The sequence below is a fragment of the Pseudonocardia sp. DSM 110487 genome (assembly GCF_019468565.1).
In the GTDB taxonomy this organism is placed as follows: domain Bacteria; phylum Actinomycetota; class Actinomycetes; order Mycobacteriales; family Pseudonocardiaceae; genus Pseudonocardia.
The window spans coordinates 9819399-9845172 of the sequence record NZ_CP080521.1 but is presented as its reverse complement, the minus strand read 5'-3'; the positions used below and the strand labels follow the sequence as shown (position 1 = coordinate 9845172).

The following is a 25774-nucleotide window of genomic DNA, read 5'->3' as shown; positions in this document are numbered from 1 at the left end:
GCCCTCGCCGGGCGCTGCCGGTTGCTGAAGTGTCGCGACTGACGGACCCGCGGAGGGCATGGTGCGGCAGCGGGCCGCCCCGGCGGGTTGCTTGCCTCAGGCGCGACCTGCACCGGTGGCCCAGTGATCTCGTGTCCTCGCGTGCCGGTTCACGGCCGCGATTCCTCGTTGTTCTTCTTCCGTCCGCGTGCAGCGGCGAGCGTCTGGAGCATCCGTCATGGGTCAGGTGTCAGTGCGTCGGGGTGTGGCCGTCGGCCACGCCTCGCGCCCTGATGTCGACGCCGTGCGGTTGCGGCTTTCGCCGGTCGACTTCCTCCTGCACGCGCTGCGGTGGGCGTGCGCGCTCGCCGGTGCGGTGGTGGTGCTGTGGATCGGGGCGGCCTTCCTGACGGCGGTCCCCGCGGTCGCGGCTCCGGTGATGCAGGTTGCGGTCGTCAGCCAGGGCCTGGTGAAGGGAGGTGGCATCAGGCCGGCCGGCGGCGGAGATGGTGGAGACGATTCGGGTTCCGGCGACGGGGACGGCGGCGGAGGATCCGAATCGGGCTCGGAGGGCTCGGACTCCGGCGAGAAGAAGTCGGAGAAGAAGTCGGAGAAGAAGTCCGAGAAGAAGTCGGATGACGACAAGGGATCCGAGAAGAAGTCCGACAAGAAGTCCGAGGGCGAGAAGAAGTCCGAGGAGAAGAAGGATCCCGAGAAGAAGGACTCCGAGGAGAAGGAGTCTCGCGATCGCCCGTCGGACGACGAGAAGGACGGCGAGCGCGGCAAGGGCAAGAAGCCTTCGCGGCATGCGGACGAGGACGGCGCTGACGAGGACGGCGCGGAGGAGAACGGCGCGGAGGAGAACGGCGCCGACGGGGACCGCGTCCGGAAGGTGCGCGCCGACGAGGATCGTGCCGACGAGGACGGCGCCGAGGCAGGGAAGGAGCGCAGCCGCGCGCGTGAGCGCGAGCAGGCGCGGGACTCCGACACTGCGGATCGAGACAGCGCGGACGACACCGAGGACGGCGACGGGGAGAAGGCAGGCGACGGCGCCGAGAAGATCCGCGAGCGGGTGCGGGCCGCAGTACGGGAGCGGGCCGACGAGTCGGAGGAGCGGATCGCGGAGGGCGGGCGGCGCGTCCGCGACGAGATCGCGGAGCGGGACAGCGACGACGGCCGCGACCGGGAGGACCGGGCCGACATCGATCGGGCCGACATCGATCGGGCCGACATCGATCGGGATCGCGCCGATCGGGATGACGCCGGCGCGGATGAGGCCGGTTCGCGCCGGACGCATGCGGACGACCGGGAGGGCCGGGCATCGCTGCGTGAGGCGGCCGCCGAGCAGGAGGGCGAGGAGCGTCCGAGCCACAAGCCCCGCAAGGGCGAACGCGCCGACGCCGCCGCGCGGTGGGCGGATCTCACCGGCGAGCGCTCCCATGACGGCGACGACAGCGAGTCCAAGGCACGCGGCAAGGACGACCAGGGTGCCGATGTCGCCGAAGCGGTGCGCGGGCGGATTCGCAAGGCCGTTGCGGAACACGACCGGGAGCGGGACGAGGGCGCTCGGGACCGCGACGGCAAGGGCGGCGACGAGCGTGGGGACGGTGCGCGGCGGCTCGCGCAGCGCGCCGCGGACATCGCGCGCGAGGCGAGCGACGAGGACGGGGACGTCTCCCGTGCCGTGTCCGGTCTCGTGGACGAGGCGCTCGACGTCGCCACGAAGCACGCGGACCGGAAGAAGGGCGAGCGGCCGTCGGACGCGAAGTCGAGGCGAGCGCGACCCGCCGCGGGGAAGGACGGCGAGCGGGTGACGGCCGACGGCGCCTCCGAACCGACGCGTTCGGGTCGCCGTGCCACCGCGGATCCACGCGGTCCGCCATCGGACGAGGCGTCGGTGAGCCTGCTGCGCGCGTCGAAGGACGAGGACGAGGACAGCAGGGACGAGGACGACGAGGACGACGACTCGGCGGAGCGGACCGAGCGGGTGCTCGACGGCGAGATCGAGCTCGACAAGAGCGAGAAGAAGCTCGCCAAGTCGAAGAAGGACGTCGCCGCGGGGAAGAAGACCGACGCGGACTACGAGAAGCAGGCCACCGAGCACGAGAAGCTGGAGCAGCGGGTCGCCGAGGACCGGGAGGGGTTGTCGGACGACCGCGTGGATCTGGTCGACGAGGTCGTCGACGGTCACCGCAACCTGTCGAAGCGGGAGCGGGACCTCGAGGCCGAGGAGAAGAAGGTCGCCTCGGGTGAGGTGACGAAGAAGGCGCACAGCAAGAACGTCGCGACGTACGAGAAGCAGCGCGACGACGTGTACGAGGCCAGCGATGAGCTGATGGAGGCCACGGACCGCGATCCGGATGCGGTGTCCGACGACGACCTGGACGGCGAGGGCTCGGCGGCCGGGTGCGGTTCGGACGGTGCGTTCACGGAGTGCGGGTCGGTGAGCGAGTCCGCCGACGGGAAGCGGGACTCCGAGCGGAAGGTGTGCCTGTCCGGGATCTCGTCCGGGTGCGGGGCCTCCTCGAAGTCGGGTGATTCGAAGTCAGAGGCGGCGTGTGACGACAGCGGCTGCGGGAGCAGCGCGTCCAGTCGTGGCGCGGACGGCGAGGCGACCAGCGCGTCCGCGCGATGTGACGGGGACGCACGCGGATGCAACCAGCGGAGTTCGGCCATGCCGGACGGCGCCGACGCGGAGTGCGACACCGGCGGCGGGTCGTGCAGGAGCGGGAGTTCGGGCCGCGAACGTGATCCGGCGAGCACGGCAAGGGCAGCGAGTACGGCCAACGGCGCCGGGGGCGATGCCGGGGGCAGTGGATCGGCCCGCTGCGATGGTGACTGCGCGGCGTCCAGCTCGGTGGACATCGAGGACGGCGAAGCACGCGCCGACGCCGAGGTGGCGTGCGCCGAAGGTTGCACCGGTTCGGCGAGCAGCAGGTCCGACGCTGGTACGTCCGACGGCCCGAAGGCGACCACCAACGCCGCGGCCGACTGCTCGGTCTCGGGCGGCGGGTGCCGGGCAGGCGCCGAGTCGGATGCCGACGGTTCGGCCGAGGAGGGCACCGGCTCCGACAGCTCGGCCACGGTCGAGGTGCACTGCGACGGTGCGTGCTCCGGGAACGGGAAGACCGCGACGAGCGGCTCGGCCGGCGGCATGAGCGCCGGCGCGGCTCGGGTGAGCGACGGAGAGGCCTCCTGCGAGGTCAGTGGCGGCGACTGCGACGCGTCCAGCAGCACCGAGACCGCGTCGGCGATCGACTCCGGCGACAACGTGGCCTTCACCGACGGCGACGCGTCGGCGTCGAGCTCGGCGGGCGCGAGCGTCGACTGCGACGACGCAGCCGGATGCACGGGCAAGGCGGCCGGTGCCACCACCGGTAAGGCGAACGGCTCCGGCGCGAAGGCGCCGGTCCGCGAGACGTCGGCGAAGTCGAGCTGCACCGCCACCGACGGCGGGTGCGCCACCGAGGCGACGTCCGAGGTGCACGACCGTGCGGCGACCGATCTCGCCGGGGTGCGCAGGGAGCTGTCGGCGACGAGCGCGGCCGGCTCCGAGGTGGAGTGCGCCACCGCGGGCTGCACGGGATCCGGGTCGGCCGGCACGTCGGGTGCGGCGTCCGGGGACATGACCGGGGTGCGGGACAGCACCGGCACCTCGACCTGCACCGCCCACGGGGCCGGAGGCGGCTGCACGACCGGCGCGGACACGACGGTCGCCGACCGGGACCCGATCGCTGGTGGTGGAACGGCCGGTGTCTCCGGCCCGGTCAGCGTGTCGAACGCGTCGGCGTCCGTGGACTGCTCGGGCGGCGACGGCGAGTGCGGGGGCACCGCGGTCTCGTCGACGAGCGCTCGGGACACGGCAGTGTCGCCGCACGCCCGCGGCACCCGGGCGTCGGCCGAGTGCACGGTCAGCGGCGGCACCTGCTCCGGGGAGTCCAGCTCCGCCGCGTCGTCCGCACCCGACTTCGTCGCGACCGGCCCGGACGGCCGGCCGCTGCCGGGCCAGCCCGCCAGCGGCCCGTCGTCCACGGCGTCGTCGAGCGCGAGCGTGGCGTGTCCCGAGGGCACGGCCTGCACCGGATCGGCGCGCACGTCCACGGAGGCGTGGGACGGGGCGGTGGCGGGCGGGAAGCCGCGCACCTCCACCGGCACGGCGAGCTGTGCGGGCAGCGGCGGGTGTGCGGCCCGGTCCGTGTCGCAGGCCTCCTCCGGCCCCGGCGCCGCGCTGGCCCTCAGTGACGGCCGGCAGCCGGTGAACGGGAAGCGGCTGCCCGCGGGCCCGTCGGCGGCATCGGCCGCGGGGGCTGCGGTCACGTGCTCCGGCGAGCTCAGGTGCGACGGGCGGGCGTCGAGCGCGGCCACCGCCACCGACCCGACGGTGTCCACGGACGCGCGCGGCTCGCGCAGCAACGGCTCCTGCGAGGGCGTCTCCGGCGGTGTGTGCCAGGCCGTGACGAACTCCGGTGCCTCGTCCGGGCCGGACGCGAACGTGATCACGCCGCTGGTGCAGGCGCGCTCCACCGCCAACGCCACGGTGACCTCCGAGACCACCAGTGACGCTCCCGCGCAGGACCAGCAGGCACCGGCAGGCGGCAAGGACCAGCCGGCCACCCCGCCCGCGCCGACCGCGCCGGGCTCGAGCGCCAACTCCGGTGGCCCCACGGTGCCGGGCGCGTCGAGCTGGACGATGGCGTCGGCGACGATGGACTGCGCGGCCGGCACGACGTGCTCGGGCACGGCGCGGACCTCGGCCGCCGGTAGCGACGGGCCCACCGCGGTGAGCACGGGCAACGGGGCGCGCGGCCCACCGGAGGGCGGCTCCACCGATAGCGCTACCTGCACCAGCAGCCAGTCCGGCTGCCACGCACAGACCAACTCCTCCGCCGGGTCCGGCCAGGTCGTGGCCGACATCGTCGCGGAGCAGCGGAACGGCGCAGCGAAGCAGGCGCAGCAGCAGGCCGTCGAGGCCGAGCAGCGCGCGGCGGAAGCTGCCCGGGTCGCCGCCCGAAAGGGCGCGACCGCAGCACAACAGAAGACCGCCGCCGACGCCGCGAAGACCGCGACCGAGGCGCGCAAGGCCGCGACCGAGGCCACGAAGCTGGCCGCGAAGCCGGTCACGGACGCCCCGGCCACGCTGTCGCAGTCGTCCGCCGTCGCCCAGTGCGCCGGGCCGGGCTGCACGGCGGTGACCACCGCGGACACCTCGGGCCTCGCCGGCACGTCGCACACCGACGCGACCTGCACGGCCGCCGCGAGCGGCTGCACGGTGAGCAGCGAGGCCACCGCCCAGCTCGTCCGCAACGCGGGCCAGGCGCAGGGCTCCGACGACAAGGGCAAGGACGAACCGGTGCCCGGGTACACCGGCAGCGGCCAGGCCACCTCGCAGATCGTCTGCCCCGAGGCCGGGTGCACCGGCCGCCTGTCCGGGATGGCAGCCGCCACCGCGGGCGCCGACGGCCGGCAGACCCGCAGCCGCGCCGTCGGCGACACCCGCTGCGACGGCGCCACCGCCTGCCAGGCGCAGATCACCGCGGGATCCTCGGTCACGGTGAGCACCCCGGCCGATCGGGCCGCCCGGTTCGCCACCACGAGCGCCACCGTGACGGCAGCCTGCGACGACGGCAGCAAGTCCGGATGTGCGACCCGCACCTCCTCCAAGACGACGACGGCGGCGGGCGCCACCGTGCGCGGCTCGGCGTCGGCGAACTGCAACGCAGCCGGCAGCTGCTACGCCGCGAGCGGCGGGACCGTCGCCAAGGGCCTCACCGAGGTCACCTCGATGTGCGCCGGAACCGGGTGCACCACCCGCACCGATGGCACCGCGCGCACGGCCGCGTCGGGAGCGTCGAACGTCGCGACCTCGCGGACGGACTGCACCGCGGGGACGGGCGGGCAGTGCGTCGGCTCCAGCCAGGTCGGTGCGAGCGAGGCCGGGGCGATGGCGACGGCGTCCTGCCAGGGCACCGAGGGCTCGACCTGCCGGTACAGCTACGCGTCGGCGAGCGACGCGAAGAGCGAGACCGGCGGGAACCAGGCGACGGCGAACTCCGAGTGCGGTACGCGCGGTGGCAGCGGGTCCGGGTGGTGCGGCACCAGCGCCGCCGCCGAGACCGGCCCCGACCGGGCGATGGCCGCTGCGGGTTGCGAGGGCAGCGCGGGCTCCGGCTGCTCGTACAGCTACCGCGCGCACAGCTCGGCATCGGCACCCGGCGCGTTCGGCACCGCCACCGGCTACGGCTCGGGGACCACCGGCGGCGGTATGGCCATGACCACCGCGATGGCGGCAAGCGGCGACGGGATGGCCCAGGCCGGGGCGTCCTGCACGGGCAGCGCCGGCACCAACTGCTCCTACTCCTACCGCGCGCACAGCTCGGCGTCCGCGCCCGGTGCGTACGCGACGGCAACCGGGTACGGCTCTGGCGGCATGGGCGGTGGCATGGTCATGACCACCGCCGCCGCAGCGGGCAACGGGAACTCCGCGCAGGCCTCGGCGTCGTGCATGGGCAGCGCGGGCACGCACTGCAGCCACTACTACGAGGCGACGGCCTCTGCGTCCGCGTCGCACCCGTCCGGCTCGTGGGCGAGGGCGTACGCGCACGGCTCCGGTGGTGGCGGCATGGGCGGCGGCGGGGTGGCCGTGATGGCCTACGCCCAGGCCGAGGAGGGCTTCGCGAGCGCGGGGGCGAGCTGCTCCGGCGCCGCGAACTGCTCCTCGTCCTACTCGGCGCACGCCGAGGCCCACGACGAGCTGAACACGCCGTACGGCAAGTACACGGCCGACAAGTGGGCGACCTGCTCGGGTTCCGGCAACGGCGGGTGCGGCGCGTGGGCCGTCGCGATCGCGGGTCCGGACGGCGTGGCCGACGCCGGGTGCTCAGGTGACGGCGGATGCGACGTCGGCGGGGCCGGGCTGGACTTCATCGCGGCGAAGATCGACACCGAGGGCCTCGGCATCTTCGTGGACGAGCAGGGCAACCCGATCGCGATCGAGGACGTCGGCGAGGACCAGTCGGCGATCCGGGTGACCCGTGGCGCGGACGGCAAGGTCGTCGTCGAGATCAAGCCGCGGGGCACCGACAAGGTCGAGACGTACACGTGCTCCCAGTTGCCGTGCGAGTTCTCGAACGCCGGGATGACCGGTGGCAACGACCACGGCCAGAACAACCCGAACGGTGACTTCTACGCCGGCATGCCGGTGGAGGGCAAACCCGGTGCCGAGCACGAGGTGCGTGGCACCGAGGGCGTCGGGATCGCCCAGGACGCGGAGGGCAACGCCGAGGCGTGGGTGCGCGGCCGCGGAATGGCGCGGGACGGGCGCACCGGCGACCAGATCGTCTTCACCCGCAAGTCGCAGGTGCAGGACGCCGTCAACAACATCCGGTTCGGCAACATCAAGGGCTCGCCGTTCGCCAGCACCTGCGACGGCGGATGCCAGTGGACCTCGCCGAGCGGTGAGAAGCTCACCGTCGACGGGCGCTGGGGGCAGATCCAGGGCCGCGACGCCAATGGCGCGCCCTCCCGGATCAAGTTCACCGGGGCGGGCGAGTTCACCAACGCCCAGGGCGACGTGGTGCACGCGAACGGCTACCACGGCCCGGACGAGCTGCTGCGCGGCGAGGGCGTCACCGACATCATCGGCCGCTCGGCAGACGGCCAGCCGGGGATCTACTCGATCAAGGGCCAGACCGGCTACATCCAGTTCGTCGACCCCAACTACAACGCGATCAACAACCCGCGCTTCTCGGAGCAGAAGGGCACGAACCTCTTCAAGATCGAGATCACCGGGGGTGACCTGACCCAGGGCATCAAGGCGACCACGCCGGACAAGAACGGCAAGGGTGGATCGCTGTGGTGCCATGGCGACTGCGTCCGGACGATGCCCGGCGTCGCCAGCCACCCGATGGATCCGCGCGCCTACGACCCGGTGACCCGCTGCAAGAACTGCGAGATCACCGAGCAGCTGCCCACCGGCACCGGGCGGTTCCCGAACGGCTACGGCAGCGTCACGCTGTTCGACGACAGCAACGGCGGCCTCGTCACCCGCTACACGCCGTGGGGCGACAGCCAGAGCTGCGAGGCGGGTGCCGGCGGCCGCTGCGGGTTCACGCAGTACAACCGGTCGCTCGCCGGCCCCGACGGCAAGGGCGCAGGCCAGGGCGGCGGCGCGATCTGCGGCGCATCCGGCGAGGGTGGCTACTGCGGCGGCCGCAGCTACGAGGGCCACTCCCAGGGCGCCGTCGTCGTGAAGGACGGCGACACCTGGGTCCCGGTCCGCACCGGCCTGCTCTACCCCAACGCCGACGGCTCGCACGCGGGCCGGTTCTGCGCGGGCGGGGCGAACGCGTGCCTCGGCGAGGGCTCGCCGGAGTTCGACGCCCCGCCGGAGTCGAACGCGGCCATGGCCGCCGTGCTCGACCCGAGCATGGAGATGTCGCAGGACTTGGCGAAGGAGCTGTCCGAGCTGAAGGGGCCGGACGGGAAGCCGTTGCTGGGCCGCGACGCCGACGAGCGGCGCCCGCTGACCGCTTCGGAGATGAAGCAGCTGAAGGAGTCCGGGCACGAGGACCTGCTGGACGCCTACAACCGCGACCTTCCGCTGTCGCAGACCCAGCGCGACGGCGCCCAGATGTCGTGGTTCGAGGACACCGTCACCCTGAAGGAGCAGCAGCCGCAGTACGACGCGCTCCAGCCGAAGATCGACGACCTCGCCGACCGCACCGAGAACGCCCTCGCCGGCGACGACTACATCGACGCAGGCGAGTGGGCCGACATCGCGAAGGTGCGGGAGGAGATCGACGAGAAGGCGCCCGGCCTGCTGGCGAAGTGGGGGCCGGCGGCGGCGCGGCTGCAGACGATGCGCGGCGCGGCGTGGACGATCGACGACTTCCGGGCGGCCAACGCCGAGGTCGGCAACAACCGGCAGCTGGTCGAGCACGTACTCGGCGACAAGTACGACCCGTCGAAGGCGCCGACCGTCGAACAGCAGAACGCCGTGATCGCGGCCGTCGCCGACCAGCAGAAAGCGGTCAGCGACGCGAACTACGCGTTGCAGACCGAGCTCGGCCCGCGGATGACGGCGCTCAACGACCGGATCGCGAAGTTCAACTACGCCTCCGGCGTGATCGAAGGGCGGGGCGGGCCGAACACCGGTGAGGCGATCTGGCTGAACCAGGAGTACAAGGCGATCACGGCCGAGCAGCAGGCGCTCGTGGTCGCCCAGCGGCCCTACCAGACCCGCATCGACGGCGCGGAGCGGACGCTGCGCGAGACCGACCTGGCATACGCCGACGCGTCGGGCAACGCGACATGGGCGGGTGACCTGCACGGCGCGTTCAACCGGCACAACCGCATCAACGGCCTGTACCAGCGGCTGTCGGTGTCGCCGCAGCAGCGCCAGCAGGACCTGTCGACGACGTTCGGCACGCTCACGTCACTCACCGAGCTCCGCTACAACTACGTCCGCGACCGGAAGTACGCGGCCCCGAAGAATTACCGGCCTGGCGACCCGATCGGACCGAACGAGAGCCTGCTCGGGGGCAGAGCCCTGCCCTCGACCATGCTCCCGGACTTCCGCTACATCCACACGGCCGCGCCGCTGATGGAGGGCTGGCGGACCTACGACGGCCCGATGAAGAAGCTCTTCGCCGAGTCGAAGGAGCTCGGGCTCCAGACGCTCGACGGGCGGGCGAAGCTCGCCATGTACGGGGTCACGCCGCAGATGAAGGAAGCGGAGCTGCTGCCCCGGGAGATCGACGTCAACAGCGTCGATCAGATGAAGAAGCTGGTGCCCGCGGACAACATCGACGATGTCCAGAAGCGGGTCGAGGAGCTGTCGGCAGATGGCCGGGTCGAGGCCATCACGATGCCCTACTACCAGCCGAAGACCGGCGACGACGAGGAATACGGCTGGACGAACATCACCCTGTTCCGGGTGAAGCAGGATGACGGCAGCTACCGGTACGTCGACATGACCGGGGCGCATTTCAGCGGCCTGCAGGACTTCCGCGACAACAACGAGATCGTCGCCGAGGACGGCGCACTGATCGCGCCGGACAACCTCAGCGAGCTCGGCGGCCTCGACAGGGACGGCAACATCCGCGGCACGAACGAGAAGCCAGACTCGTGCACGAGGTGCCACATCGTCGAGACGACCGGGCACACGAAGGCCAGCTGGTGGGACAAGTTCGGCGGCTACGTCGTCGGCGGCGCGATGATCGTCGGTGGCGCGTTGCTGTGGGCAGCGGGTGGCGTGGCGACCCTGGCCACACTGGGTGCGGCGTCCCCGCTGGGAGCGGCGGCCGCGATCGGCGGGACGGCGCTGATCGCGGGCGGGGTGGCGTACACCACGGTGGACATCACCCAGAACATCATGAGCCGCAACGAGCACGGCCAGTCCAACGGCTTCGACAACCCGGCAGCGGTGGCCGACTACATAGGCCTTGCCGGGAACGTGCTCACCGTCGTCGGGATCGGCGTAGGGATCAAGGCGGCGGCGAGCGGTGCCGCCCAGGCGATAGCGCGAACAGGCGGCAGCATCGGCGTGCGGGGCGCCGGTGCAACGGCATGGCAGCGGGGTGTCACGGCGGCTCCGGGCTGGCAGTCCGCGTGGAGCGGGGCACAGGCGGCGTCGAGCACGACATGGCGCGGGATGCTCGGCATGACCACCGCGACCACGGGCGCCCGGGTGGCCTACGGCGCGAACGCGCTCGCATTCGGTTCGTTCGGCTACACCGTCGGCCAGAACGCGGTCTCCACGGTCGCCAACTGGGACCGGATGACGCCCGCTCAGAAGGACATGGCCGTCCACGGAGTGATCCAGAGCGGGATGATGCTCGGGGCTCCCGTCGGGCTCGGCCTTGCCGGCAAGGCGCGGGGCTTCCAGGCCATCGGCCTGCCGCGGGTCCAGAAGGGCGTCAGCCCGGCGACGCTCACGATGCCGGGGGCCGAGCGGGTGGTCGGGCCTGGGCCGCTGGGCCAGGCGCTCACCGAGGCGGCTGCGCTGCCCGGTGTGCCTGGAGGGCGGCCGGGCGGTGGCCGTCCGACGTCGGCGCGGCAGCTCGCGCGTGACATGGGCATCAGCCGCAAGGAAGCGCGCGGGATACTGGCGCAGGAGGCCAACCTCCGGCTCGTCGAGTGGATGCGCAACCAGCGGACCACGCCCGCGCAGACGCCGCGGGAGCTCGCGGGTGAGCTGGGCGTCACCGCGCGGCAGGCCCGGGACGCGCTGCGCGCCATCAACCGCTCCGCCATGGTCGAGCGGGTCGGCAACCAGGGCGCGATCCGGGAGCCGATCGGTTCGCTCACGGGCGCCTACGGGGTGAGCAAGAACCTCGCGAAGGGCGCGCAGCGGGTGGCGGGCCTGCGCGACCTGGCCGAGCTCGCCGGGAAGATCGCGGACGGCTCGGTGCGGCCGCTCTCGGTCGACGAGATGACCACGACGTTCGGCATCTCACGCTCCGACGCGCGTCTCGCCGTGAAGCTGGCCTCCCGGACCGTCGAGGTCGACGGACGTGCGGTCGGCGCGATGGAGCGGGTCGGCCAGCTCGTGCAGCGCGACCGGCGAACCGCGGTCGACACGCTCGTGCGTGAGTTCGGGGTGAGCCCGTCCGAGGCGGCCGCGATGATGCGGCTCGGCGGCGTGCGAGGGCTGCCGGAGCGGATGGCCGCGATCGGCCGAGGTGAGTACCGGGAGCTGAGCCGGGCCGCGCTGGCCCGCGCGTTCGGCGTCGGTCGGGCCGATGCCCGCGCCGCGCTGAAGGTGGCCCGCAACATCGCGCTGGTCACCCAGCTCGGCCGGCTCGCCCAGGGCGGGCCGCAGCCGACGGCGGACGCGCTCGTCCGCGAGCACGGCTTCACCCGGGCCGAGGCCCGCGCGCTGCTGGCGGTCGCCGAGAACCCCCTGCTCGTCGCCCGCATCGGGGAGATCGCGCGTGGTGCGCGCAGGGCGCCGACGGTCCAGGAGCTGGTCGCCGAGTTCGGCACCGACATCGCCCACGCGGAGTGGGCCCTGCGCGTGGCCGGCAACACGGCACTGGCCCTCGAGATCGGGGCGTACCACGCGGGCGGCACGCAGGCGCTGCGGGCCGGACGGCTGGCGGGCGACTTCGGGGTCACCCGCGGCGACGCGCGGCGGGCGATGCGCGCCGGGTGGAACCCCGAGGTGGCGCAGCAACTCGCACTGGGCGCGAGCCGCGCGGGCGACGGGATCGAGGCGCCTGCCGCCTCGCCCGAGGGTGACGGACCCGGCGGCGGAATGCCGCGCCCGGTCAGCGACGGCGGGGACGGCGCCGGCGGCGGTGGCCAGTCTTCCTCCCCCGGCGCGCCCGGCGCGCCGGAGACGCCCGAGAGCCCGCCGGTCCCGGGCAGCAATGGGTCCGAGGTGCTGCCCCCCAACTCGGGCGCGGGCGGCGGCCGCCAGCAGGAGCCGGGCGGCAAGGGCGGCAGCGGCGGCCAGAAGCAGGGCGACGGCGACGGCCACCCGGACGGTCCGGGCGGCACGAGCGGCGACGGCGACGTGAACACCTCAGGGCTCGGGCTCGATCCGAACCCGGTCACCGGGACGGCGTCGGGTGTGCCGCCGCCCGCCGGTGGCTCCAAGTCGATTTCGGCGAGGAAGCTCGCCCGGGCGATGCAGGGCAGGACGGCTCGCCCCATCGAGGCCGTGGCACGCAGGATCCGCACCGGCCTGTTCCGCAAGCGCATGACCGTGGACGAGCTGCGTCGGCAGCTGGAGGAGTCGAGGGGAGAACACCGGGACCACCGAGTCGTCGAGTACGAGTACGGAGGCGAGAGGCTCGTCTTCGTCGAGCACCGTCCGGCGGCACCGCAGACGGTGCGGCGGGGCGGAAGCCTGCCGGGCCTGCAGAGGCTGTGGCGGCAGGCGGTCGAGGACACGGCGCTGGCCGAGGCCAAGGTCGAGTTCCTCGAGCGCAGGCTTCCCAGCGCCGCGGACGGCGAGAAGGCCGCGATCGAGCACGCCGTCCGGGCCGCGAAGAACCGGGCGATCCAGCTCGGCACGGAGCTGCGCGCCTTCCGCGACCACGCGCCGAAGGTCGAGGAGGCGCTGCGGCCGTACCTGGAGACGATCACCGACGTCGAGGCGCTCCTCGCGGAGTGGAGGAACAACCCGCGGGCCTTCGACGAGCTGGCCGGGAAGCTGCGCTCGAAGGAGCTGAGCGGCGACCAGCTGACGGACGTCCAGCGTTGCGCGCTGGCCTGCGAGGCGAACTCGCGCGAGGCGTTCGAACGCACCGGCGAGCGCCAGGACGCCTATGACGTCCAGATCGCGGCCATGCTGGCCCTCGACCGGGTGCCCGGCGCGGGACGCCTCGACCGCCTGCTGCGCAACAACCTGCCGCGTGGCGTCGTCGTGGAGATGCTCACCGGCGAGGGCAAGACCCTGGTGGCCCGGCTCTGGGCGTTGACGCGGGCGCTCGAGGGCGAGCCCGTCGTGGTGATGACCCACAACAGCACGCTCGCCAAGGAGGGCGCGGAGGCGGCAGCCCGGGTGGCGAAGCTGCTCGGGATCGAGGTCAGGTTCCGCGAGCCCGGCCGCACCACCGTGCCGGGTGTCGGCAAGACCGATCCGGACGGCTTCCACGGCGTCCCGGAGGCGCCGGCCAACCTCCGCGAGATCTACGACGCGCAGATCGTCTACGGCTCGGCGCGAGAGATCGTCTCCGACTGGCAGCGCGGCCTGCACGACACGAACCAGCGCTTCGGCGCCCGCCACGTGCTGATGGACGAGGTCGACATGCTCGCCATCGACTGGGGGCGAACGGCCTACCGGCTGGGTGAGCAGGCGGAGGGCACGGTCGGCAACGCCGCGGAGATGTACGCGATCGCCGACCTCGCCCGTGCCTTCCGGGCGGGTGAGTACAGCACCGTCGGCGGCCGCGTGCGGATCAGCGCCGAGCAGGCGCGGGCCTTCGCCGAGCGCGTCGGGCTGGGCGGCGAGCTCACCGCGCGCCAGATCGCGGAGATCGCCGAGGCCCTCACCGCCGGGTGGCACCACCGGTACCTGCGCGAGTACTACGCCGATGGCGACAACGCCGTGATCGTCGACCAGGACAACGGCGAGGGGATGCCCGGCAACGTCTGGACCGACCACGGTCGGATCGAGGCGTTCGAACGCATGACGATCAAGCCCGCGCTGCGGTCGCTCTCGGAGAAGACCCTCCTCGACTACCTGAACGCGCAGCTGTCCCACCAGGGCCTCACCGGAACGGCGAGCAGCGCGAAGGACGTGCTGGGCAAGGTGTACGGCCTCGAGGTTGTCCGGCTGGCCACCAACGACCCGCGGCGGCTCGCGGAGCTGCCGCGGCGGGTCTTCGCCGACACCCGGGCGCTGCGGCGGGCCGTGGCCGAGGAGATCCTCGAGGCCCACCGGCGCGGCGACTCACGCCCGGTCCTCGTCCTGATGCGCGACATCATCGACACCCAGGCCTTCGCCGAGATGGTGGCCGAGGTGCTGGCGGCGGGCCCGCACCCCGTCGAGCCGCGGGTGGTCGACGCGCTGACCCCGCACCAGCTCTACGAGGCCGTCGCCCGGTCCGAGGCGGGCAAACCGTTCGCGGTGACCGTGGCCACCGCCCGGTTCGGGCGGGGAACCGACATCGTCCTCGGCGGGGACCGGGCCTTCCCGGGTGCGAGCGCCGCGGCCCGCGACACGCTGATCGCGCGGGGTGGCGGACATGTCGAGATCATCAACATGTTCGGGACCAGGCGGGCCGTCGAGCAGGGCGGGGGCCGCTTCGGTCGCAACGGCCAGCCGGGCACGTGGCGCGAATCGCTGTCGCTGCACGACCCGCAGCTCGCGACGTTCGCCAACCGTCATCTGCTGCGGTTCCTGCGGAACCACAGCTCCGGTGAGCTGGGCGGCTGGCGCCTGCGGCTCGCCAACCGGGTGATCAGGAAGGCGCAGGAGCGGGCCGACGCGCTCCGCCAGAAGCAGCTCGCGCTGACGATCGAGGGCAGGTTGCGACCGGACAACGTCGTCGAGCAGTTCGTCGACCGGTCCGCCGACAGCACCGTCCGCAACACCGTCGACCAGGCGGCCATGGCGGTGCAGGACGCCGCCGCGCAGCTCGCGTACGCGCAGCGGGCCTTCGCCCAGCACGGCGGGCTCCTCGACGGCATGGCGGCGCGGCTCGCCGACCTCGGGCCGGTCTGCTCGCAGCTGTGCGCCGCGCAGGAGCGGTTCGCCGCCGCACAGCGCGAGTACCGCGAGCTGATCGCGCAGATCCGGCCCCGCGTCCTCACGCTGCCGGCCACGTCGTCCGGCACGGCCCAGCTCGGTGGTGCGGAGTCGGGCGCGCCCGCCGGGCGCGAGCTCGCCCTGACCCCGGCCACGGTCCAGGAGGCGTTGCGCCAGGTCAGGGCCGGTGAGCTCGACGCCGCGATCCGCACGCTCGAGCGGATCGCCCGGGACGCCGCCGAGGTTGCCGCGAGCCTGCCCGGCGAGTGGGGCGCGGCCGAGTGGACCGCGGTCGAGGCGCGGCACATGATCACGCTGCTGCAGCGGGTCGCGACCCGCAGGCACGCCGACCCGGATCACCACCGGTCGATGGAGCGCGACGCGACCTTCCTCAACCGCCTCGAGGCCCTCGTGGCGACGTTGCCCGCTGCGACGGCGGCCAGGGCCACCGAGGCGATCGCCACGCAGGAGCGCATGTCGCGGGAGCGGCTGGCCCGCCTCGACGAACTGGCACGCCAGAACAGCACGGACGGCACGGACGGCACGGACGACGCGAGTGCCGGCGGGGCGCGGGCGCCGGACGTCGGGGGACAGGAATCGCTCGTCCCCGCCGGCGGGCGCTGGGCGGCGGAGCGCGCACTGCGCGCCGTGGTGTCCGCGCTGAACGGGCCGGTCGACGCCGCCCGTTCCGGGCTCGCCGAGGCGCGGGGCGGCGCGGCGGCGGCGGACGCCGAGCTGGCCGCATTCCAGCGGCACGGGGTGCAGTGGCTCCACAGCGGCCCCGACCCGGCGCCGACCGGCGCCGACGAGGCGGTGGCGCGGGCGCTGGGGATCACCCCGGCGGAGGTCCGCCGGTACGCGAACGATCCCCCTGCCGCGGCAACCGTGGCGGACCTCGGCGAGCCGACCGGCTCGTTCCAGGAGCGGCAGGACCGGCTGACAGCCGCCCTCGCGGCCCTCGAGGCACGGCTGGAGGCCGCGATCGGTGCCGTCGAGGACGCGCGGCGCGCCCTCGCCGACCGGCAGGTGGAGCGCCGGACGGCGCTGGAGGCGGCGGTGCGCGTGGCCGCCGGGAACGGGCTGCCGACCGACCGGATCGCCGCGGTCACCGGGCTGAGCCCGGCCGAGGTCGGGGATATCGCCGGCAACCGCGACGACGGGGACAGCGGCGGTTCGGGGCCGACGGCCACCGGAGGCGGGCCCGTCTCGGGCGGCGGTTCGAACCCGTCCGGTAGCGCCCCCGAGGGGCGGTCCGCCCCGCACTCCGGTTCGGGCGGCGTCGCCCGGTCGAGGCCGGCCGGGCCGCGGCAGGCGGGGCCCGAGCCGAGGAACCGCGGCCCGCCGTGGTGGATGAGGTTCTTCCGCACACCACGCGCGTGGTCGGTCGTGCTGCTCGTGGGCGGGCTCGTGGCGAGCCTCGCCGCCGTCCGCTACGGCGTGGCCGACACCGGCGTGCTGGCCGCCGGGATGCTGTGGTGGCCGGGACGGCGCGAGGCCGCCGAGCAACTGCGCCAGAGGGTGGCCGAGCTGCGCGGCCCGCTGGAGGCGGCCGAGCAGGACCTGGCCGGCGTGCTGGACGGCGTGCGCCCGCACGAGCGGAGCCTCGATGAGCGCCTGGGCTGGGTGCCGGAGCTGGCCGAGCGGCTGCGCGAGCTCCGCCGTACCGACGAGGAGATCGTCGACGGGCTGGCCGACGCGCTGGGCGTGCACCGGCAGCGCGTGCGGGCGCGGATGGCCGACTCGGCGCTGGCCGGGGAGGCGAGCCTGCCGGCGGCGGTGGCGACGGCCGGGACCTCGGCCGCGGAGCTGCTGGACGCGGTCCGCTCCGAGGTGGCGGAACGCTCCTCGGCGCTGGACGTGGCCATGGAGCCGCTGGGCGACGCCGCGCGGCGGGCGACCGACGCGCGGGCGACGTTCGACGCGGAACTCAGGGCGGCGGCGGTGGTCGCCCTCGACGCGGGTGTCCGTGCCGGAACGGTGCGCCGCGCGACAGACCTCGAGCGGCGCGAAGTCAAGGCCCTCCCTGCCGATCCCCCGACGCTGAGCAGCGCGGCGAACGCGATCTGGCACTGGGTGCTGGACCGGTGGCAGGACGTCCGCGGCGTCGCGGGCACCGTCCGGCAGTCGATGCTGGACCGGTGGCAGGCTGCGCGGGCCGCTGTGGGCAACGCGCGGCAGGGGGCACTGAACCGGTGGCGGGCGGCACGGGTCCTCCGCGAGCAGATCCGCGGCGTTGCGCGGCTGCGGGCGCTCGCCGGCCGGACGGTCCGGTCGCTGCACCGCGAGCAGCGGGTGGCCGCGCGGGCGGTCACCACCGAGCACCTGGGCTGGATCGCGTGGCTCTCGGACACCAACGCCGCGCTGCCGACGGACGGGCGACTCTCCGACGAGCAGCTGGTGGCGCGGATCTCGGGGGCGCTCGGCCTCTCCGACCGCGCGGCCCGGCGGCTGCTGACGCGGGCCATGCGGCTGGAGCCCGCTGAGGCGAAGCCGCCGGCGGGGGTGCCCGCCACCGGGCTCCTGCTCGACCAGGCCGTCGCGGCGGTCGAGGCCGCGTTCGTCGCCGCCGTCCCGCGTCTGGCGGGCGCCCGCGCCGCCCGCGCGGCCGCCGCGCGGGCACTGGAGACCGGCCGGGCCGACGCGGTGACGATCGCGACCGGTGCCGGTGTTGCGGCCGCCCGGGCCGAGCGGACGCTGGGCCGGGCCGCGCGTGGCCGGGGAATCGCCGGGCTGCGGTCGCGGCTGGTGGCCGCGCTGGGTCTGGACGTGCCGGTGGCCGAGCGGAACCGGCGGCGGCTCGCCCGGGTGGCCGGGTTCGGGGCCGGGGCCGGGGTCGGGGTGTGGGCAGGCGGCCAGCTGGGGCTGGTCGGGGCGGCCGCGGTGACGGGCCCGATCGGGTGGGTGCTCGCCGCTGCCGGCCTGGTGGCGGCGGCGCGGGCCGTCTGGACGCCGCGCCAGACCAGGGGGCCGCCGTGGCAGGCGTTCACGCGCGGGCTGCGCGCCCACGGCGTCCGGATCGGCGGGTGGCTGGTCGCCGGGCTGGCCGTCGGGGCGGCCGGTCCGACGGTGTGGGGGCTGCTGCAGCTCGCCTGGTCGGTGCTGTGGCCCCTGTTCTCCCAGCAGCCAGGGCTGCGTGGGATCAAGGCGCTGCTGGTGCCGCTGGTCTCGGCAGGGCTGGTCTACCGGTACGTGCTGCGCCGCCAGTACGCCAACCGGGACTCCGGCATGCAGACCCACCCGAGGCGCGATGCGTTCCGGTCCGCGGTGCTCGCCTACTTCTTCACGGCGGCGCTGAGCCTGACCCGGGTGTTCGCCCCGGTCACCCTGCCGTGGTGGGTGGTGCCGGTCGCGGTGGCGGTCGGGGCGGGCATCGTGGCGGCCTGGTCCCAGAAGAAGGACCTGGGGCGCACGCGGAACATCAAGTCCGTGATCACGGGGACGCTGTCCGCCGGCGTGTACTTCGTGATCAGCTGGATGGGCTCCGGCCTGAACCCGGGCGCACTGCAGGAGCTGTTGCGGGCCATCGCGGTTGCCGCGCTGGTCTACGCGTCACCGACGATCATCGCGGAGTACGTCAACGTCTGGGTCGGCAAGCTGATGGCGCCGGTCAAGAAGCGCAAGGCGAAGAAGCTGGAGCAGAAGGCCGCCGACCCGAACGCGTCGCAGAAGATCGCGGACCGGCAGCGCAAGGCGTTGATCGCATGGCTGGACTACAAGAACTTCTCCCCGGTCGACACGCGGCTGCTGTGGCGCAAGGCGATGGATCCCGTGCTGGCGGGCGTGGCCGTCGTCGTGATCAACCTGGCCTGGGTGAGCAGGGCATGGGTCGACGCCAACGAATCGCTCACCGCGCTGCTGATCCGTTTCGTGGTGGCGGCGGTGGGAGTGTGGCTCGTCGGGAAGCTGGTGCGGGATCCGGGCGAGTACAGGGCGGGCTACTACGGCTACCGCGGCTCGCGGAACATCCGGTCCCCCGACCGGCCGAGAAGGTGGCTGTGGTGGAACGGTGACCGGCTGCATCGGCGGACCGTCGCCCACCGCACGGAGATCGACGCGCTGCTCGGCCGCTTCGGGCTGACCGGGTCGCTCGACCGCGATCTCGCGGAGCAGCTCGCCGAGCGCATGTGGGCACGGCTCTCCGCCGACCTCCACGACCCGCTCGACGAGTGGGACGGGCTGCCGGACGTTCCGGAGATCAACGAGGCGCTCCGGCGCGAGCGGGCGGCCGCCGCGGACCGCAGGCGCCACCACGTCCGCACGGCGGCGCTGATGGTGCCGATCCTGGCCGGCGACCCGGCCGCGCTGGCCCGGGTTGCACAGGCGTTGCGCCGAGCCGGCCGCAACGGCGACGCCGAGGTCGTCGAGTTCCAGCTGATGCTCGGCCAGGCGCTGTGGGTGCGGTCCGGGCTGGCGTCACAGGCGCCGGCGTCGAGCCGGATCTGGGCCGAGCGCATGGCCAAGGAGATGAAGGAGCGGAACCGGCTGCGCGGCGAGTACCTGGCCGGGCCGCGGCGGGCGCTGCTGGAGGAGATCAAGCAGTACTACCTGGACCGGCACCAGTCCAGGAGCCCCAATGCGCGACGGGCACGGGCCGAGTTGCGGGCGCTGGAGTTCACGCTCGAGGGAATGAGCAAGCCCCGCATCGAGCCGCTGGAGATGGTCGCCCAGCTGGGCGAGCAGCGCCACCGCAGCGTCGTCGATGCCGCCCTCGACGAGCAGCAGGCGCTGGCGGCCCGCCACCCCGGGGCCACCGGGCAGCGGCGGGACGAGCAGTGGGAGCTCGCCGACGTCATGCGCGTACAGCGCTCGGCCGCCCGGTTGAGCGTCGAGGTCGAGCTGAGCGACGTCCAGCGCGACTGGAACCGGCAGCGGTGGACCGACGCGATCGCCCGCGCCACGGAGACCACCCCGAACGCCGTGCCCGCGACGCTGCTGGAACGGCTGCTGGTGATCGCGGGGCGGCGCCGCCCGGTGACGGCTGCCGAGCTGGCCGCCCAGCACGGTGGCACCGGCTGGGAAGACGCGCTGACCGCCCTCGCCGAGCTTGGAGCGCTGCGCGGTGACCCGGTGGGCGGTTACCGCGCCGCCGACGAGCTGGCCGGGATGTGGCGGGCGGCCGGGCCGCGGCTGCGGCACGCGATGCGTGCCGACCCCAAGACGCTGCCCGGCGGTGCCGAGCTCGCCCCGCTCACCGTCCGGAGGCCCGCGACGGGTGGCCGTACCGAGGCCGAGCAGGACGCGTACGCGGCGCTGCGCGAGATGCTGCGGGACGGCGACCTCGCATTCCGGCACTGGCGCGACGGCTGGGTCGACGACGCGGGCATCCAGTGGCGCCGGTTCACCGGCATCGCATACCAGGTGCGGCAGCCGGCCGGCCGGCTGAACTGGCCGTCGCCCGCCGACCGGCCCGCCGCTCCCGTCCGGTTCGCGGCCGGGGTGCGCGACCTGGTGCGTGCCCGGTGGCGGCACGCGGTCCTCCCCGGCCAGCACCGCAGCAGGCTGCAGTCCCTCATCCGCGAGGCGGACCGCGCGGACCGGCTCTACCACCGGGCCGTGCGCGTGGCCGAGTTCCTCGCCGACCAGCGCGGCGGGCTGCCCGCTGAGGCGACGGTGATGCTGCACGTCGCGCGCCTCGCCCAGGTCGAGGCCCACGCCGCGCTGGCCGAGGCCCGCGAGCATGCGGCCATCGAGCTGGACGCCGTCGGGTCCTATCCCCACCAGGTCGACCGGACGCTGGGGCCGGCCGAGGCGGCGCGTGCGCACGCCCCGGGCGCGGACCCGCTCCCCCCGACCGCCGAGTTCTGGCTCCGTGAGATCGCGAAGGAGCTCGACTCCGCCCGCAAGCGCCTCGACCGGCTGCACCCCGGCCCCGCGCGGGACGAGGCGCTGGCCGAGGCCCGCCTCTCCCTCGAGCGGTACGCCGTGGACCGCGACTACGCGTGGGAGACCGCGCTCTACCGCACGGCGGGCGGTTGGTCGGTGATGGAGACCGCCCGGATCGCGGCCAAGAAGCTGCGCGCCGCGCACCAGGACCTGTTCCGGGAGGAGCCAGGGTCCGCGCCGGCCCCTGCGCCGGTGATCCCGCACCCCGACCGGGTGGAGCGGCCCTACGGCGACGACGTCCGCACGGCGCGGGGGATGGCCGTCGCCACGCGCCGCGGCCTCGGCAACCGCACCAACCAGGACGCAGCCACGCTCGTCACCCTCCCGAACGGGGACCGGGTCGCCGTGGTCGTGGACGGCGTGTTCAGCTACCCCGGCTCACGCACGGCCGCCGGCCGGTTCGCCGCCGCGTTCCACGCCGAGATCGCGCGCACCGACCGCGGCCCCCGCGCGCCCGACGACGCGCTGCGCGCCGCCCACGACGCAGGCGTGGCCACCCTGACCGCGCACTACACCCCGGAGACCGGCCACGGAGCCGTTGCGTACGCGGCCGCCTACGTCGCCACCGACGGTTCCATCGCCGTGATCCACGTCGGAACCGCCCGCGCCTACCTGCTGCCGTTCGACCCCACCCGCCCCGGCATCCAGCTGACCACCGACGACTCGCGGGGTGGGCGCATCACCGACGCGGGGATCATGACCCGGTGGGCGGCTGGCGACTACCGGCCCGAGCCCACCGTCACCCGTCGCCCCACCGGCGTGCCGGGCCTGCTGGTGCTGGCCACCGACGGGCTCTGGCGGTACCTGCCCACCCCGGAGAAGCTCGCCGGTGAGCTCGACGCCGTCGCGTACCACGCACCCGGACGGGCCGTCGTCCGGATCGCCGACGCCGCCCACACCGCCGGTGGCCGGGACGACCTCACGGTCGCCGTCATGCCGGTGGTCCCCGCGACGCGCGGTCTCGGCGGCGGACCGGTCGCGCTGGGCGGGCTGGACGGCCCGCTGCGGGAGCGGGTCATCGGGCGGCTGCCGAACACGCTGGCCGGCGCCCGCCCGCTGTCGGGGGAGGAGTTCCCGCACCTGGCGCGTGGCCCGCCGGAAGCCGTCGATCTGGTGCGGGTCACCGAGGACGACCTCGGGGACGGCGGGCGCCTGCTCGCGTTCGGCTGGCGCCACGGTGTTCACGCCCCGAACGGGGTGATCGTCGTCCCGGCGGCGGTGGCGCGCATCGTCGAGCGGGCGATCGAGGCCGACTCGGCGTTCGCCGGCTGGTGGGAGCGGCTGCTGAGCCACGAGCTCGAGTTCCACATCGACGGCGACGAGCACACCGGCCACCGCCACGACACCGACGCCGCGGGTCTCGCCACCGAGTACGTCGAGGCTCGGGCGGCACTCGCGGCCATGCTGGCGGTCCCCGCCCGGCGGCGACTGCCGGCCGCGATCCGGGGTGATCTGGACGGCCCGGTGTGGGCCGAGCTCGACCGTGCCGAGGACGGGCTCGGCGGGGCCCGGTACCGGGTGTACGCCAACGGCCGGCTGGTGGGCTACTACAAGCTGGTCCGGCGGGGGCGGACGTGGCGGACCGACGAGCCGGTGCGGGAGATCGCCGCGTACATCGTGGCCGAGGAGCTGGGCTGGGCCGACCTGGCGGCGCCCACGTTCGAGTGGCGCGGGCCGGAGGGACGCGGCTCGGTGCAGCTGTGGCTGCACGGCGCCGATCCGGTGAGGCGACCCGCTCGGCACCACCACGTGCGGGACCGGCAGCGGGCCGGGGTGTTCGACTACCTGATCGCGAACCGGGATCGCGGCCGGCCGCACGGTCAGGCGAACTTCAAGTCCTTCGGCCGGATCCTGCGGTTGATCGACAACGGCGCGGGATTCCCGATTCCCGGCTTCGCTCCGGGGCCCGTGACGATGCCGTTCACGGCCGCACTGGCGCACGGCGGAGAGCCGCTGGCCGCGGACCTGCTCGCCGACGTGCAGGCCGTCGACCTGAGCCGCCTGGCCACGAGGCTGCGGGGGGCCGGGCTGCCGCGCCGTGCGGTCCGCCTCACGCTGGCCCGGATCGGCGCGCTGCGCAGCGAGGGCACCGTCACCGTGCCGATGTACAACGCAGTCTGGAACGAGCCATGGACGCCGCCGCGGGGCATGCGCAACGGGCGGGGCGCCGCGGCGATGGTGCCGCTGCCGATGCTTGGCGGTGATCTCGGCCCGCTGCTGGAGACCGGGGTTCTCGCCGCGGCCGCTGTGGTCGCGACCCTCGCGGTGCGGTGGCTGATCCGGGCGCTTCGCGGCGCGCGGACCACGCGGGCACCTACGGGGACCGCGGCCGGCGAGACGATGCATCGGGCGGGGTGGGTGCGTCCCGTCGGCCCGACCTCGGCGGCGATCACGTCGGCCGTCGCCGTCCTGCGAGCGGCCATCGCGCAGTCCGACGTGCCCCGCGGCCGCATGCTCGGCCTGCGGCTGCGTGCGCTGCGCTGGCTCGCGTGGCGGGCGAACTGGGGCCTGGTGCAGTCGCTGCGCGGTGGGGCCGAACGGCCGACGTGGCCGCTGGCGGTGGTCGCCGAACGCCGTGGATGGCTGTTGCTGGCGCTGTTCGACACGGTCGAGTCGTTCGCCGGATCCTTGGAGTGGGCGGCGCGCGAGGCCGGCGCGCCGCAGCGGGCCGATGCGTTGCACGTGCAGGCGACCGAGCTGGCCGTGATCACCGCGACGATCAACCACCTGGGGCGGAGCCGGGGGATCGACACGGCGGCCGCGCTGGCCACGCGGGCGTACCCGCTGGTGCTGCGGCGGTTCCCCGAACCGATGCACGCCGCTGTCGCGGCACTCTTGGGACAACGGACGCACGCCCGCATCGCCGGCGCACTCGGCGTCCCCTACGCCCGCGCAATGGCCGAGCCGCCGACAGCGGCCATGGCATGGCCGGCGAGCCGGGGGTGGCGCTGGCCGGACGTGTTCGACCGGGAGGCCGCCGACGCGACCGAATGGTTCCGGGGCGGCCACGTCCCGCCATCGCTGGTGGCGATTCGGGTCGGCGGCGAGCCGCTGAGCGCAGACCACGGTGCCGCTGCTCGGGACGCCGCGGCGGACGTTCCGGTCGGCCGCGAGCTCGACCCGGGCGAGCTGCGGGACTGGGCGGGACTGGATCCGGGACGGGCGCCGCTGTCCGGCCTCGACGGGCTGGTGGTTCTGGACGGCTTCCTCGATCACCTGGCCGTGGAGGCCGCGCGCTACGACGGACCGACCCCGGCCGATGTCGTGGTGGTGGCGATGGCCGGGCGACTGGTGATGGATGCCGAGGTGTTCGCCGTGCTCGACCGTGCCGATGTGGCGGTGCGCCGGGCCGTGATCGAGGCGGTGCAGGCGAACCGGGTCCGGCTCCCCGAGCAGGCGCGATCGGCACTGGCCGATGCCGGGCCGTTCACCGCGGCCGGCCTGCGGGATCGGAAACTGCTGGCCGCGGTGCACAGGATGCGTCGCCTGCCGGAGCTGACCGCGCTGTGGATGGCGCTCGGGATGATCGGCGTCAGGGAAGGAGAACCGGGTGGGTGGGGATTCGACCAGCACGCGTTGACCGCGATCATCGACGCGCACCCGTGGCTGGGCCTTGTCGACGATCACGTGTGGGCGCTGGAGCCTGCGCTGCGCGCCGCCGGGTTCGGCGGCTTCGTCGACCCGCACGGCGGGCCGGCCGTCGGCCTGGACGGTCCGAGGGGGCGGCTCGGCATCCGCGGCCGGGGCACGCCGGAGCTGCAGGACTCGATCCACGACACCCTCAGGTTGCTGCGGGGCCGTGCCGGCTGGTGGGTCGGACCGGCGCCGCGCGAGCAGCACGCCCCCACCGAGCCGTTCTTCGAGCTGCTCGCCATGGCCTGGCGGTCCGGCACCGGCGATCCCGAGCACGTCGCCGACCGGTTGTGGCGCTGGCGGCTGCGGCTACCCGAGCCGTGGGCCGCGGTCTTCCCCGACGGGCTGGTGCTGACCACGTGGCGCGACGAGAGCGGTCAGCATTGGTACGACAACCTGTACCCGGCAGGTCCGGCGCGACCGGCCGTGCCGGCGCCCGTGTCCGCGACGGTTGCGGTGCGCGATCCCGACGGCGCGGTCATCGGTACCGGGGTGCGGGTCGGTCGGCGAGAGGTGGCCACGGTGCTGCACGTCGCCGACGCCGGCGTGGGTCCGCTGGCGGTGGGCGATCCCGCGCGGGGCACCCGCGAGGTGCGCGGGCGGGTGCAGCTGGCGCTGGACGACTTCGCTCGCCATCCGGGGCCGGCCCGCGAAGGGATGCGCCACGGCGGCACCGTCGACTTCGCGCTGCTGATCGTCGAGGGCCTTGACGATCTCCACGGGCCCGGCGACGGCCCGGCGATCGCATCGATTGCCGGCGAAGCGCCCGCCGACGGCGCCGAGATCGTCCTCGCCGGCTACCCCGCGGGGGAATGGTGGGTGACAGCAGGCCCCGCCCGGGACAAGGGACGAGCGATCAGGGCGCTGACCCGCGGTGGGTCCTCCGGCGGCCCTGCGTTCGTCGACGGCCACCTCGTCGGCCTCCTGCAGGGCAGCAACGAGCTGATCAGTTTCCTCTTCGGGCCGCCGACGGTGCTCGCGGAGGCCATCGAGCTCGCTACCGCCGAGGCGGCGGACCTCGGGTACCTCACCCCCGATCCACCTGCGCTCGGTGGTGGGGCTGCCCCGCCCGGACGCTGA

At 74.4% G+C, this 25774-nt stretch carries 1 protein-coding gene; it reads left to right on the top strand.

The annotated features are described in order from the left end of the window. Positions 1-217 precede the first annotated feature (217 nt). On the top strand, positions 218-25774 hold the full coding sequence (locus K1T35_RS45980) for a DUF4781 domain-containing protein (RefSeq protein WP_220257913.1): 25557 nt from the start codon (positions 218-220) through the stop codon (positions 25772-25774).

Excerpts from the sequence above, each read along its gene's own strand:
- K1T35_RS45980 (WP_220257913.1), top strand. The coding sequence starts at position 218 with ATGGGTCAGGTGTCAGTGCGTCGGGGTGTGGCCGTCGGCCACGCCTCG.